General features: G+C 66.2%; 11 protein-coding genes and 1 tRNA gene. 1 reads left to right on the plus strand and 11 read right to left on the minus strand.

The genetic code is table 11. The annotated features are described in order from the left end of the window. Positions 1-2: 2 nt before the first annotated feature. From ACEN9P_RS15305 to ACEN9P_RS15340, 8 genes are all read right to left on the minus strand, one after another. Entirely contained in the window at positions 3-359 is a 357-nt protein-coding gene (locus ACEN9P_RS15305; protein WP_495619725.1) for a glucan biosynthesis protein, read from the minus strand. 228 nt (positions 360-587) lie between these two features. Then, positions 588-1,973: a sigma 54-interacting transcriptional regulator gene (locus tag ACEN9P_RS15310; RefSeq protein ID WP_495619726.1), complete on the minus strand. Its 1,386-nt coding sequence runs from the start codon at positions 1,971-1,973 to the stop codon at positions 588-590. Beyond that, positions 1,970-2,647, minus strand: a complete 678-nt coding sequence (locus ACEN9P_RS15315) for a hypothetical protein (RefSeq protein WP_495619727.1) — start codon at positions 2,645-2,647, stop codon at positions 1,970-1,972. Before ACEN9P_RS15315 ends, ACEN9P_RS15310 begins: the two co-directional genes overlap by 4 nt. Beyond that, positions 2,631-4,052, minus strand: a complete 1,422-nt coding sequence (locus ACEN9P_RS15320; protein ID WP_495622186.1) for a sensor histidine kinase — start codon at positions 4,050-4,052, stop codon at positions 2,631-2,633. Before ACEN9P_RS15320 ends, ACEN9P_RS15315 begins: the two co-directional genes overlap by 17 nt. 29 nt (positions 4,053-4,081) lie before the next feature. Continuing rightward, on the minus strand, positions 4,082-5,425 hold the full coding sequence (miaB, locus tag ACEN9P_RS15325; protein WP_477661401.1) for a tRNA (N6-isopentenyl adenosine(37)-C2)-methylthiotransferase MiaB: 1,344 nt from the start codon (positions 5,423-5,425) through the stop codon (positions 4,082-4,084). 108 nt (positions 5,426-5,533) lie between these two features. Further along, positions 5,534-6,022, minus strand: a complete 489-nt coding sequence (locus ACEN9P_RS15330) for a hypothetical protein (RefSeq protein ID WP_477661400.1) — start codon at positions 6,020-6,022, stop codon at positions 5,534-5,536. Between the two features lie 139 nt (positions 6,023-6,161). Beyond that, positions 6,162-6,238, minus strand: a tRNA-Met gene (locus ACEN9P_RS15335). A gap of 139 nt (positions 6,239-6,377) precedes the next feature. Beyond that, on the minus strand, positions 6,378-7,166 hold the full coding sequence (locus tag ACEN9P_RS15340) for an enoyl-CoA hydratase (protein ID WP_495619728.1): 789 nt from the start codon (positions 7,164-7,166) through the stop codon (positions 6,378-6,380). 111 nt (positions 7,167-7,277) lie between these two features. Between ACEN9P_RS15340 and ACEN9P_RS15345 the strand changes: the two genes are divergently transcribed. Continuing rightward, positions 7,278-8,090, plus strand: coding sequence for an enoyl-CoA hydratase-related protein (locus tag ACEN9P_RS15345; RefSeq protein WP_495619729.1), 813 nt, complete (start codon positions 7,278-7,280; stop codon positions 8,088-8,090). Between the two features lies 1 nt (position 8,091). On the opposite strand, the gene ACEN9P_RS15350 is transcribed toward ACEN9P_RS15345, so the two are convergent. From ACEN9P_RS15350 to ACEN9P_RS15360, 3 genes are read right to left on the minus strand one after another with little or no spacing between them, the layout of a single operon-like run. Continuing rightward, positions 8,092-9,906, minus strand: coding sequence for a M61 family metallopeptidase (locus ACEN9P_RS15350; RefSeq protein WP_495622187.1), 1,815 nt, complete (start codon positions 9,904-9,906; stop codon positions 8,092-8,094). A gap of 38 nt (positions 9,907-9,944) precedes the next feature. Beyond that, positions 9,945-10,664: a DsbC family protein gene (locus ACEN9P_RS15355; RefSeq protein WP_495619730.1), complete on the minus strand. Its 720-nt coding sequence runs from the start codon at positions 10,662-10,664 to the stop codon at positions 9,945-9,947. Positions 10,665-10,721: 57 nt separating this feature from the next. Next, the gene (locus tag ACEN9P_RS15360; RefSeq protein ID WP_477661396.1) at positions 10,722-11,840 is read right to left on the minus strand and encodes an FAD-dependent monooxygenase; all 1,119 of its coding nucleotides are present in this window, start codon (positions 11,838-11,840) and stop codon (positions 10,722-10,724) included. Positions 11,841-11,907: the final 67 nt, after the last annotated feature.

Here is an 11,907-nt window from a genome sequence, read left to right on the forward strand (position 1 = left end):
GCTTACGGTGTGGTTGTCGTGATTTCGTGAATGCGTACCGAATCGCCATGCCGGTCGACGCGGAAAAAGCTCGCCTCATAAGGCCGTTTGTCGGCGCGCCACAGCGTGTTGGCGGCGTTGAAGCGGATGTCCCGGTAGTTGTCGTAGGCCATCCTGGCCAGTTCGGCGGGCACGGCGTGGGAGGCTTCGCGCCAGGGCGTTAACGAGCGCTGGCGGGCCATTGCGGCCACATCGTCGAGGTTGAATGCCTGGGCCTGCGCCGTTGCGAACAGCAACGCCGTGAGGCCGGCGCTGGCCGCAAAGCGGGTCGGACGCAGGGCCGGCAAACCGCTTTGGAGAGACTGAAAAAAGGCTGGCATGCCATGACTAGGGCAAACCCTGTGCCAGTTTGGAAAAGCTGTTTTAAATCAACAGCTTGAGTGTGATACCTCACTTAACAAGATGTAATCCGACTCAAAAGCGCCCGGAATCGCCATTTTTGTCGCCAGTGAGCGACAACTTCCGGAAGTGGTTCGGTTAACTTGTTTTAAATCAAGGGCTTACGGGTGTCGCTGCTCAGCGACGGCGCGCAGCGAGCTGGGACAGGCTCAGCTTGCCGTGCCGGAATTCTCGGCCTTGAAGTGACCCGGCGTGAGGCCGTGTTTTTGCATCAGCCGGTAAAACTCGGTGCGGTTGCGGTCCGCCAATCGGGCCGCGTCCGCCACGTTGCCGTCGGTCAGCTTGAGCAGGCCCACCAGGTAGTCGCGCTCGAAACGCTGCCTGGCCTCGGCAAACGTGAGCACCTGCACGCTGGGTGAGCGCAGGGCCCGCTGCACCAGCGCCAGCGGCACCAGCGGCGTGGTCGACAGCGCGCAGACCTGCTCCACCACGTTGTAGAGCTGCCGCACATTGCCCGGCCAGGCGGCCGTGCTCAGTGCCTTGAGGGCCTCGGGCGCGAAGCCGCTCAGGCGCTTGTCGTATTTGGCGGCCAGCTTGAGCAGGAAGTGGTTGGCCAGCAGGGGAATGTCCTCGCGGCGCTCCGACAGCGGCGGCAGGGTCAGCGTGACGACGTTGAGCCGGTAATAGAGGTCGGCGCGAAACTGGCCCTCGGCCATGGCGGCGTCCAGGTCGCGGTGGGTGGCCGAGATGATGCGCACGTCCACCGGAATCGACTGGCTGGAGCCCAGCGGCCGCACCACGCGTTCCTGCAGCACGCGCAGCAGCTTGATCTGCAGGGCAGGCGGCATGTCACCGATTTCGTCGAGCAGCAGCGTGCCGCCGTCCGCCGCCTGGAACAGGCCCTTGTGGTTGGCCACCGCGTCGGTGAAGGCGCCCTTGACGTGGCCGAAGAGCTCGGATTCGAGCAGGGCTTCGGGGATGGCGCCGCAGTTCACCGCGACAAAGGGCTTGCTGGCGCGCGGGCCGGCCTGGTGGATGGCCTGGGCCAGCAGTTCCTTGCCGGTGCCGCTCTCGCCGCGCAGCAGCACGCTGGCGTCAGACTGCGCCACCATGCGCGCCTCGGCCAGGGCCTCGGCCATGCGGCTGGAGCGGCTGATGATTTGGCTCTGCCAGGCTTCGGGGCTGCCGCGTTTGGCCGGGCTGGCGGGGGCGCTCAAGGCCAGCGCCTGGGCGATCTTGTCGAGCAGGCCCTTGCCGTCAAAGGGCTTGGTGAGGTAGGTGAACACGCCGCGCTCGGTGGCCTCCACCGCGTCGGGAATCGTGCCGTGCGCGGTCAGCAGGATCACCGGCAGTGAAGGATGCTGCCGGCGGATTTCGTCGAACAGCGCCAGGCCGTCCTTGCCGGGCAGGCGCACGTCGCTGAGCACCAGTTGCGGCCGCTCGATGTGGAGCTGGGTCAGTGCCGCTTCGGCCGAGGTGGCGGCCGTGACGCGGTAGCCCGCCGCGGTGAGCCGCATGGTGAGCAGGCGCAGCATGTCCGCATCGTCGTCCACGACGAGCAGGTGGGGCGAAATGGCGCTGCCGATGTCGTTCATGGCGTAGCGGGGCGAGGCTTGCCGGCGGCGGGCGCCGAGGCCGGCGCCGCGGGCGGGCGGCTGGTGAGGCTGCGTTCAATCGCCTTGAGCGCTTCCAGCCGTTCGTTGGTCTGGTCCAGCCGGCGCTGCACGTCGCGCAGTTGCTGGTTCTGCTTTTCCAGCTGTTCCTCGAGCCGGCGCTGCTCGCTGTAGCGCGACGCCAGCAGGCGGGCCAGCGGGTGCAGCGCCTGGGCGTCGGCATTGCCGAGCACGCGCGCAAGCAGTTCCTGGGCGCGTATCAGCTCAGGCAGCTGGCGCAGCTGGCTCAGCACCAGCGAGAGCTGCAGCTGGGCTTCGGGGCTGGCGGCGTCGCCGAGCCGGCTGGCTTCCTGGCCGAGTTCGGCCGGCGGCATGACGCGCACGCGTTCGGCGTAGGCCAGCATGCGCAGCGTCATGCCGCTGGCAAACACCACCGCTTCGGGAAGCGGCGTGGTTTGGCCGGCGCCGGCGCGCGCGGTGTCGGCGGCGGAGGCCGCGGCCCGGGTGGGCTGGACGGCCGCGGTGTCGGCGCCGCGCTCAGGGGCGCGGCCGCCGCTGCCGCACGCGGCGAGCAAGGCCGATGCCATCAGGGCCGGCAGCCAGCCGGGGAGGCGGGCGGCCAGCGCGGAAGGGGAGAAATCACTGCTTGGAAACATGGGGAAGCTCTATTCTGAAGTGTGCACCAGGCTGGTCCGGCATCAGGGTGATGCTTCCGCCGTGTGCGGCAATGTATTCATGCACGATTGAGAGGCCGATACCGCTGCCGCGGACCACGTCGGCCGGCTGGCGTTCACCGCGGTAAAAGGGCTCGAAAATCCGTTCCCGGTCGGCCATCGCCACGCCCACGCCCTGGTCGTGTACGTCGATGCGCACAAAACCCCGCATCGCGCTCAGCTCCAGCCGGATCATGCCTTTGGCCGGCGAGTAGCGGATGGCGTTGGACAGCAGGTTGGCCAGCGCGGTGCCGATTTTTTCGGCGTCTATTTCCATCACCAGCGGCTCGCCCACGACGGTGACCGTCAGCTCGCGCGCGCGCCACTGCAGGCGCTGGGCATAGACCTGTTCTTCCGTGAGCTGCAGCAGGTCCACGCTTTGCCGGTGCAGCTGGCGCGCTTCGAAGGCCGCGGTGTTAAAGCGCAGCAGGTCCTCGATCTGGCTTTGCAGGACGCCGGTGTTGTGCTTCAGGATTTGCGCGATCTCGCGCTGGTCGTTGCTCAGCGCGCCGGCCACGCCGTCTTCCAGCAGCGATACGCCTTCGCGCAGCGAGGCCAGCGGCGTCTTGAGCTCGTGCGAGATGTGGCGCAGAAAGCGCGACTTGTCGGCGTCCAGCTCGACCAGCCGCAGGCGCAGCCAGTTCAGCCGCTGCCCGACCAGCGCCAGGTCGGCCGGGCCCTGGATGGCGATCACCTGGCCGAGCCGGTTTTCGCCTAGGCCCACGATGGCGTTTTCCAGGCGGCGCAGCGGCAGCGTGAACCACACACCGAAAGCCAGGGCCATGGCGACCGCCAGCACGATGGCCCAGGTCACCTGCTGCGTCAGGCGCTGCCGGCTGGCCTCCAGCTTGCCTTCCAGCGATTTGTTGCGCTGCTGGATGGCTTGCTGCACCTGCACCGCGATGGCGGCGTTGATGCCCTCCAGTTCACGGAACTCCTGTGCCAGCTGGCGCTCGCGGTCCAGTGCGGTGTCGGCCGGGCCGGTCAGCAGGCCGGCAATCGTCTGCAGGTGGGCGCGCCATTGCCGGGCCCTGACGGCGGGGATGTCCTCGCGCGCCAGCACCGCCAGGATGTCGCCGGCTTCCTTCAGTTCTTCGGCAAAACGCTCCCTGAGCACCCGGTCGTCGAGCACCACCGACTGCCGCGAAGTGCGCTCCATGGAAACGCTGCGCTCGCTGAGCGATTGCGCGGCGCGGCTGAGGTCCAGCGCCCGGGCGGCATTGTCGCGGCTTTGCAGCGAAAGCTCTTCCAGGGTGAACAGCGCCCGCAGCGAGGCGGCGCCCAGCAGCGCGGCAATCAGCAGGAAAGCGATGACCAGCAGTTGCCGGAACGAAAATCGCTGCAGCATGCGCGTCGGGTAGTGGAGCAAGGACGGCTTCAGGCCGCCACGGGGACGTCCCGCGTCAGGACTTCGCCGCGCAGCGAACGCTGCGTGGCCTGGGTGATGGTGATGTCGACCATCTGGCCGATCAGCCGCGGCTGGCCCTTGAAGTTGACCACGCGGTTGCATTCCGTGCGGCCCATCAGTTCGGTCGGGTCCTTGCGTGAGGCGCCTTCGACCAGGATGCGCTGCACCGTGCCCTGGCGGCTGGCGCTGATGGCGCGCACGCTGTCGTCGAGGGTGGCCTGCAGGTGCTGCAGCCGCCGCAGCTTGACCTCGTGCGGCGTGTCGTCGTGCAGCGCGGCGGCGGGCGTGCCGGGGCGCGGGCTGTAGATGAAGCTGAAGGAGGTGTCGTAGCCGATCTCGTCGATCAGCTTCATGAGCTTGTTGAAGTCGTCCTCGGTTTCGCCGGGAAAGCCGACGATGAAGTCGCTGCTCATGGCCAGGTCGGGGCGGATGGCGCGCAGCTTGCGCACCGTGCTCTTGTATTCCATGGCGGTGTAGCCGCGCTTCATCGCCATCAGGATGCGGTCGGAGCCGTGCTGCACCGGCAGGTGCAGGTGGTTCACCAGCTTGGGCAGCCTGGCGTAGGCGTCGATCAGGCTTTGCGTGAACTCGTTGGGATGGCTGGTCACGTAGCGGATGCGCTCGATTCCCGGGATGTCGGACACGTATTCAAGCAGCGTCGCGAAATCGGCGATCTCGGCGGTGCCGCCCATGGGACCTCGGTAGGCGTTGACGTTTTGCCCGAGCAGGGTGACTTCCTTGACGCCCTGGTCGGCGAGGCCCGCGACCTCCACCAGCACGTCCTCAAAAGGCCGCGACACCTCTTCGCCGCGGGTGTAGGGCACCACGCAGTAGCTGCAGTATTTGGAGCAGCCTTCCATGATGCTCACAAAGGCGCTGGCGCCCTCGACGCGCGCCGGCGGCAGGTGGTCGAATTTTTCGATCTCGGGGAAGCTGATGTCGACCTGCGGCTTGCCCAAGCGGGCCCGGCTGGCCAGCATTTGCGGCAGGCGGTGCAGGGTTTGCGGGCCGAAGACCACGTCGACGTAGGGCGCGCGCTGGATGATGGCCGCGCCTTCCTGGCTGGCCACGCAACCACCCACACCGATCAGCACGCCTTTTTCCTTCAGGTGCTTGACGCGGCCCAGGTCGCTGAAGACCTTTTCCTGCGCCTTTTCGCGCACCGAACAGGTGTTGAACAAAATCAGGTCGGCCTGCTCCATGTCCTGCGTGGGCTCGTAGCCCTCGGCCGCGTGCAGCACGTCGGACATCTTGTCCGAGTCGTACTCGTTCATCTGGCAACCAAAGGTTTTGATAAAGACTTTTTTACTCATGATCTGCTGGCGCTGGGCCGTAGGATTCGCCGTTAAAGGGGGAGGGGGCCCGGGCCCCGTGAAGAAGGGGGAAATGCCGTGGAAACGGCGAATGCCCGGGCGGGGAACTCAGCGCTTGTAGGCGGGCAGCTGGTCGTACGGCGTCTTGCCGTTGTCCGCCGGCGCCTTGCTGGCGCTGTCGGTCGTGAAGTTGAACAGCGTGGCGGTGCCGCCCGGCCGCTTTTCCTTGGCCTCTTCCGCGTTGAGGATCCAGACTTCATGCACCAGGCCGGTGTTGTCGCGCACATAGTTCACCAGCAAGGGCTTGTTCAGCAAGGGCGCGGACAGCGTGAAGTGGTTGTTGGTGTCGCGTATGCGCGCGCCCACCGAGAGCCGTTCCCGCTTGCCGTCGATGGAAATCACCGGTGGCGCCAGCACCACCATTTCGCCGCGCACGGCCTTGGCGGGGAACTGCCTGACGTTGGGTTTGACGGCTTCGGTGGAAGACGTGGCCTGGACGGCCTGGGGGCTCTGGTCGGTTTGGGCCAGGGCGGGCAGGGCGGCAGAGACGGCCAGTGCCAGGAGGAAGGGAGTCGGACGGAAGTTGCAGCGGTTCATGGTATGTGTCCAGAGGCTGTTGAATATCAAAAGGATAGCAAAGAACGGCCGAAGCGCGCCACAAAAGACCCGCAAAGGCCAAGAACACAAAGAACAAAGCCCCAGGGGAGGGGACCCTCTGGGGCTTTGAAAGTATTCTTGGTGGTCGTAGGTGGACTTGAACCACCGACATCAGCATTATGAATGCTGCGCTCTAACCAACTGAGCTATACGACCGACAGCCTCATATTATAGCCAAAACTGAGGGTATAAATCCACCCCCGTCCAAGCTCACTGCGTGTAGCTTGTTCCCGCCTCGAGGGGGCGGCGCCTGCGGTCTGGCAAAGCCAGTCCCGCGGCCCCTACTGGTTGGTGCTCACTTGTGTTTAAAAACCGGCTTGCGCTTGTTCACAAAGGCGTTCATGCCTTCTTTCTGGTCTTCGGTCGAAAACAGCGCGTGGAACAGGCGGCGCTCGAACATCACGCCGTCGCTGAGGCCGCTTTCAAAGGCGCGGTTGACGGCCTCCTTGGCGGCCATGAGGCTGGTCTGGCCGAAGCCGCAGATCATGAGGGCGGCGCCCAGGGCCTCGTCCATCAGCTTGTCCAGCGGCACCACGCGGCTCACCAGGCCCGAACGCTCGGCCTCCTGGGCGTCCATCATGCGGCCGGTCAGGGCTAGGTCCATGGCCTTGGACTTGCCCACCGCGCGCGGCAGGCGCTGCGTGCCGCCGGCGCCCGGGATGATGCCCAGCTTGATCTCGGGCTGGCCGAAGCGCGCGTTGTCGGCGGCGATGATGAAGTCGCACATCATGGCCAGCTCGCAGCCGCCGCCCAGGGCGAAGCCGCTGACGGCCGCGATCACCGGCTTGCGCACGCTGCGGATCTGCTCCCAGTTGCGGCTGATGTAGTCCTTGTTGTAGACGTCGGCAAAGGTGTAAGTGGCCATGGCGCCTATGTCGGCGCCGGCCGCAAAAGCCTTTTCGCTGCCGGTCAGGATGATGCAGCCTATGCCCTCGTCGGCGTCAAAGCCCTTGAGCGCCTGGCCCAGTTCGTCCATCAGCTGGTCGTTCAGGGCGTTGAGCTGCTTGGGCCGGTTCAGCGTGACGATGGCGACCTTGCGGCCGTCCGGGCCTTCGGTGCGGGTTTCAATGGTTTCGTAGGTCATGAAAGAGGTCCTTTGCCGGGAATACGGAAAAATGCTGGGGCAATGATGCCATGAGCCGGGACCCTGCTCGCCCCGCCGCGGGTGCTAGATTCGAGGCAGGAGAGCCCCGCCATGACCGATATCGCTTCCACCGCCGACCCCGTTGTTCTGTATGCCACGCAAGGCGCCGTGGCCGTCGTCACGCTGAACCGCCCGCAGGCGCTCAACAGTTTTACGCGGCAAATGCACCGCGAGCTCTGGGCCGCGCTGGACCGGGCCGAGGCCGACACGCAAGTGCGCGCGCTGGTGGTCACCGGTGCCGGCCGCGGCTTTTGCGCGGGCGCCGACCTGTCGGAATTTGATTTCGCGCCCGGCCCCAGCCTGGTCGAACGCGCCGACCCGGGCCCGCTGATCGACCAGGCCTTCAACCCCACGGCGCGCCGGCTGCTGGGGCTGCGCGAGCCCACGGTGGCGGCCGTGAACGGCGTGGCCGCGGGGGCGGGCGCTTCGCTGGCCATGACTTGCGACATGGCGGTGGCCGCCCCCGGCGCCAGCTTTATCCAGGCTTTCAGCAAGATAGGCCTGGTGCCCGATGCGGGCAGCAGCTGGCTGCTAGCGCAAAAGCTGGGGCTGGCCCGGGCCATGGGCCTGGCGCTCACGGGCGATAAGCTGCCGGCGGCGCAGGCCAAGGAATGGGGGCTGGTCTGGGAAGTGGCGGACGACGCGCTGGCCGCCGCCACGGCCCTGGCGCAGCGGCTGGCCGCGCTGCCGACGCGGGCCCTGGTGGCAACCCGGCAGCTGATGCGCGAGGGCCTTACGCGCACCCTGCACCAGCAGCTGGATGCGGAGCGCGACATGCAGTCGGCCCTGGGCCGCACACACGATTATTTTGAGGGCGTGGCCGCTTTCCTGGAAAAGCGGCCCGCGGTTTTCAAAGGCGAATAGATCAGGCCTTGGGCCCCAGCCACTGGTCCATCAGCGCCGCGTCCTGCACCGCCAGGCGCCAGGTGGTCAGCGCCGGCGGCATGGCCAGCTCCAGCCGCATCAGGCGCTTGTCGCGCGACACCAGGGCAATGACTTTTTTGGCGTCGCCGGCGTAGTGCGTGAGGTCGTCGAGCCGGCTCATGCGCCAGCCGCCGTCCATGCCCCGCGCCGCGGCCTTGGCGGCGGGTTCCAGCCCCAGCCATTCATCGCCGGCCGCAAAGCCGGCCCGCTCAGCCGCACCGCCGCGCAGCACCGTCTTGACCTGCACCACACCCTGGCTTTCGCCCACGCGCAGGCCCAGCCGGTGGGCCAGCTGCGCGGGCTCTTCCAGCACCGCTACGCCGTGCTGCAGCAGCAGCGCCTTGAGCGGCAGCTCGTCGCGCCCGTGGACCCAGCGGGCGAGTTCCGCCGCGTACGGCCTGTGCCCGGCCGCCGCGAGTTCTTCCGCGAAATCGGCCTCGCGCATGGGGCCGGCCCCGCAGCGCAGCCAGAGGGCGCGCATCACGTCGTCCAGCGTGCCGGCCTTGGCGCGCCGGTGTTCCCTGGCCTCGGCGCGCAGCGTGAGGTCAAAGCACAGCGCCACCAATGAGCCCTTGGTGTAGTAGCTCACCGTGGCGTTGGGCGTGTTTTCATCCTGCCGGTAGTACTTCACCCAGGCGTCGAAGCTGGCCTCGGCCACCGACTGCACCAGCCGGCCCGGGGTCTGCATGACCTGGTTGATGGTCTTGTTGAGCAGCTTCAAGTAGCCGGCGTTGTCCAGCAGGCCTGCGCGGCGCAGGAAGAGGTCGTCGTAGTAGCTGGTGAAGCCCTCGAAAAACCACAGCATCCGGGTGTAGTTTTCCCCGGTGTAGTCGTAGCTTTCAAATTCCGCGGGGCGCAGGCGCTTGACGTTCCAGGTGTGGAAGTACTCGTGGCTGATCAGGCCGCGCAGCGTGGTGTAGCCCTCGGTGCTGCGCGCCTCGCCCACACGCGGCAGGTCCTGGCGCTTGCAGATCAGCGCGGTGGAGTTGCGGTGCTCCAGTCCGCCGTAGCCGTCGTCGACGGCATTGAGCATGAACAGGTAATGGCGGAAGGGCGCTTTTTTGGCGCCATGCCAGAAGCGGATTTCGGTTTCGCAGATTTTCTGCGTGTCGGCCAGCAACCTGGCGCCGTCGAAACTCGCCGTGGCGCCCGCCACCACCACGCGGTGCGGCACGCCGCGCGCCGTGAAGCTGCCGCTCCAGAAGGCACCCATTTCCACCGGGCAATCGACCAGCTCGTCGTAGTCGGCCGCCGCATAGCTGCCAAAGCCCTGTTTGTTGGTGTCGCGCGGCGCCAGGCCGGTGGCCAGCGACCAGCCTTTGAGTGACTTGGGCGCCGGGACCTCCAGCAGGTGTTCGGCCTTTTCCCGGCCCTGCACCCTCAGGCACAGGCTGGTGCCGTTGAAAAAACCGCGGTTCGCATCCAGCCAGGCGGTGCGCACCGAGTTGTCGTTGGCATACACCTCGTAGCGCAGCACCAGCGGCTTGGCGGGCGAGCATTGAACTTGCCAGCTGCATTTGTCGAGCTGCTCCACCGGTAGCGGCGTGTTGCCGGCCTGCCGGGCCTCGAGTTTTTGCAGATTTTTGGAGAATTCCCGCACCAGGTAGCTGCCGGGAATCCAGACGGGCAAGGAAACCCGCTGCAGTGCATCGGGCTGGGCGATGGTGAGGGTGACGCGAAAGAGATGGGCGTGAAGGTCGCCGATTTCGACGCGGTAGTGAACGGGGGGGCGGGTATTTCGTGTGGGGCCTGGCATCTTGTGCACAGAATACCCCAGGTTCCGTCCCAGCGGCCTTAGCGCGGTTTTGCGGCGGCCAGTTGTTGCTCTACCTGCTGCGCGTTGATGGCGCCGGGGACACGCGAACCGTCTTCAAAAAACAGCGTGGGCGTGCCGGTGATCTTGTGTTTCCTGCCCAGGGCCAGGTTGCGCTCCAGCACGGAGGTGTCGCAGCTGCCCTTGGCGACCGGCTGGTCGCGCACCATCAGGTCAACCCAGGCCTTGCCCTGGTCCTTGGCGCACCAGACGTTTTTGGCCTTGTCGGTGGAGTCCGGGCTCAGGATGGGAAAAAGAAACATGTAAACGGTGACGTCGTTGACCTTTTGCAGGTCGCGCTCGAAACGTTTGCAATAACCGCAGTTGGGGTCTTCAAACACCGCCAGCTTGCGCTTGCCGTTGCCGCGCACGATGGTGAAGGCATCCTTGATGGGCAGGGCGGCAAAGTCGATGGCGCTGAGTTTTTCCACGCGCTCTTCGGTCAGGTTGCGTTTGGCCCGCACGTCGATGAGGTTGCCCTGGATCAGGAAGTTGCCCTCGGCGTCGGTGTAAAAAATATCGCTGTCGTTGATCCGGACTTCGTAGAGGCCGTTGATGGGCGTCTTGCTGATTTCATCGATCTTGGCGAAGGCGGGCATTCTTTCCGCCAGGTTTTTGCGGATCGCGGCTTCCTGCGCCAATGCGGAGCCCAAGCCGCAGGCCAGCAGGCCCAGGACGGTGATGGTTTTCAGAATTCTCATGGTCATTCCCGGTGTGTCGGCATTTTTCGGCCGGCCTGTTTCACAAAATTCAATAACTCACAAACCCGCAGCCTGCCGCGTCAGCCAGTTTTTCAGGAAACCGCTGCGTTCAAAGCCCTTCATACCCCAATTGCGCAAAGCCTGCCAGCGCCCGTCGGTCTGCGCAAAAAGCCCGTGCAACCCATCGGTCACCGCGCCCATGGCCGCGACGTCGGCCTTGCGGGCCCTTTCATAGCGGCGCAGCAGTTTTTCGTCACCCAGCCCGCGCCAGTATTCACGCTGCGCCAGCACACCGGCCAGGCAGGCCGCGTCGGCCAGGCCCAGGTTCAGGCCCTGGCCCGCCAGCGGGTGCACCGTGTGCGCCGCATCGCCGGCCAGCGCCCAGCCCGGACCTACCCAATGCCCTGCACTTGACAGCGACAGCGGCCAGCTGGCCCGCTCGCTGGTCAGCCGAAGCTTGCCAGCTTCCTGGCCGCACACGGCCTCCAGGGCCTTGCAGAATTCTTCAGGCGACAGTTTTTCCAGCGCGCCGGCCCGCTCCACAGGGACTGACCACACCAGCGCCGCCAAGTTCCCCTGGTCGCCGGATAAGGGCAGCAAAGCCAGGATATCGCCGCCGGCGAACCACTGGCGTGCCACGCCGCCGTGGGGGATGTCCAGCTCCAGCCGGGCGGCAATGGCTTTTTGCGGATAGGGTTTGACCGTCCAGTTGACCGGCCGCAGCCGGCCGAATTCGTCGCGGCTGGCGCTTTTCTGGCCTTCGCAGATCACCTGCAGCGCGGCTTTGGCCGGTTCGGCCACGGTTTCAATCTGCGGCTGGTAGCGCACCGCCTGCACCAGTTGCTGCTCCAGCGCCGGGACGTCCACAATCCAGGCCAGCGCGTCCTGGCCCACGCTGCGCGCGGTGAAATCGAGCTTGCCGCCGTCGTCGCCCCAGACCTGCATTTCCAGCACCGGCGTGGCAAAGGCTGCCTCGGGCCAGGCGCGCAAGGCTTCCAGCACGCCGCGCGAGGCGCTGTTCAGGGCGTAGGCGCGTACATCGGCGGGCTGCGCTCCCGCGGCTTTTTCAGGACGGGCGACCAGCGCAACGCGCAAACGCTCACGCGCCAGCAGCAGGGCCAGCGTGCGGCCTACCACGCCGTCGCCGCGGATACAGACATCAAAAGTCTTGGACATGCCCCATTTTAGAAGGCAGGGCAAAATCGGCGTTCCGGGCCAGCCCTTTTCCCTCCTTTCCCGCATT

The organism is Polaromonas sp. Polasp52 (assembly GCF_059491565.1).

What these genes read in the sequence shown, in the direction of transcription:
- ACEN9P_RS15305 (WP_495619725.1), bottom strand. Translation starts at nt 359, where the DNA reads ATGCCAGCCTTTTTTCAGTCTCTCCAAAGCGGTTTGCCGGCCCTGCGT.
- ACEN9P_RS15310 (WP_495619726.1), bottom strand. Translation starts at nt 1,973, where the DNA reads ATGAACGACATCGGCAGCGCCATTTCGCCCCACCTGCTCGTCGTGGAC.
- ACEN9P_RS15315 (WP_495619727.1), bottom strand. Translation starts at nt 2,647, where the DNA reads ATGTTTCCAAGCAGTGATTTCTCCCCTTCCGCGCTGGCCGCCCGCCTC.
- ACEN9P_RS15320 (WP_495622186.1), bottom strand. Translation starts at nt 4,052, where the DNA reads ATGCTGCAGCGATTTTCGTTCCGGCAACTGCTGGTCATCGCTTTCCTG.
- miaB (WP_477661401.1), bottom strand. Translation starts at nt 5,425, where the DNA reads ATGAGTAAAAAAGTCTTTATCAAAACCTTTGGTTGCCAGATGAACGAG.
- ACEN9P_RS15330 (WP_477661400.1), bottom strand. Translation starts at nt 6,022, where the DNA reads ATGAACCGCTGCAACTTCCGTCCGACTCCCTTCCTCCTGGCACTGGCC.
- ACEN9P_RS15340 (WP_495619728.1), bottom strand. Translation starts at nt 7,166, where the DNA reads ATGACCTACGAAACCATTGAAACCCGCACCGAAGGCCCGGACGGCCGC.
- ACEN9P_RS15345 (WP_495619729.1), top strand. Translation starts at nt 7,278, where the DNA reads ATGACCGATATCGCTTCCACCGCCGACCCCGTTGTTCTGTATGCCACG.
- ACEN9P_RS15350 (WP_495622187.1), bottom strand. Translation starts at nt 9,906, where the DNA reads ATGCCAGGCCCCACACGAAATACCCGCCCCCCCGTTCACTACCGCGTC.
- ACEN9P_RS15355 (WP_495619730.1), bottom strand. Translation starts at nt 10,664, where the DNA reads ATGAGAATTCTGAAAACCATCACCGTCCTGGGCCTGCTGGCCTGCGGC.
- ACEN9P_RS15360 (WP_477661396.1), bottom strand. Translation starts at nt 11,840, where the DNA reads ATGTCCAAGACTTTTGATGTCTGTATCCGCGGCGACGGCGTGGTAGGC.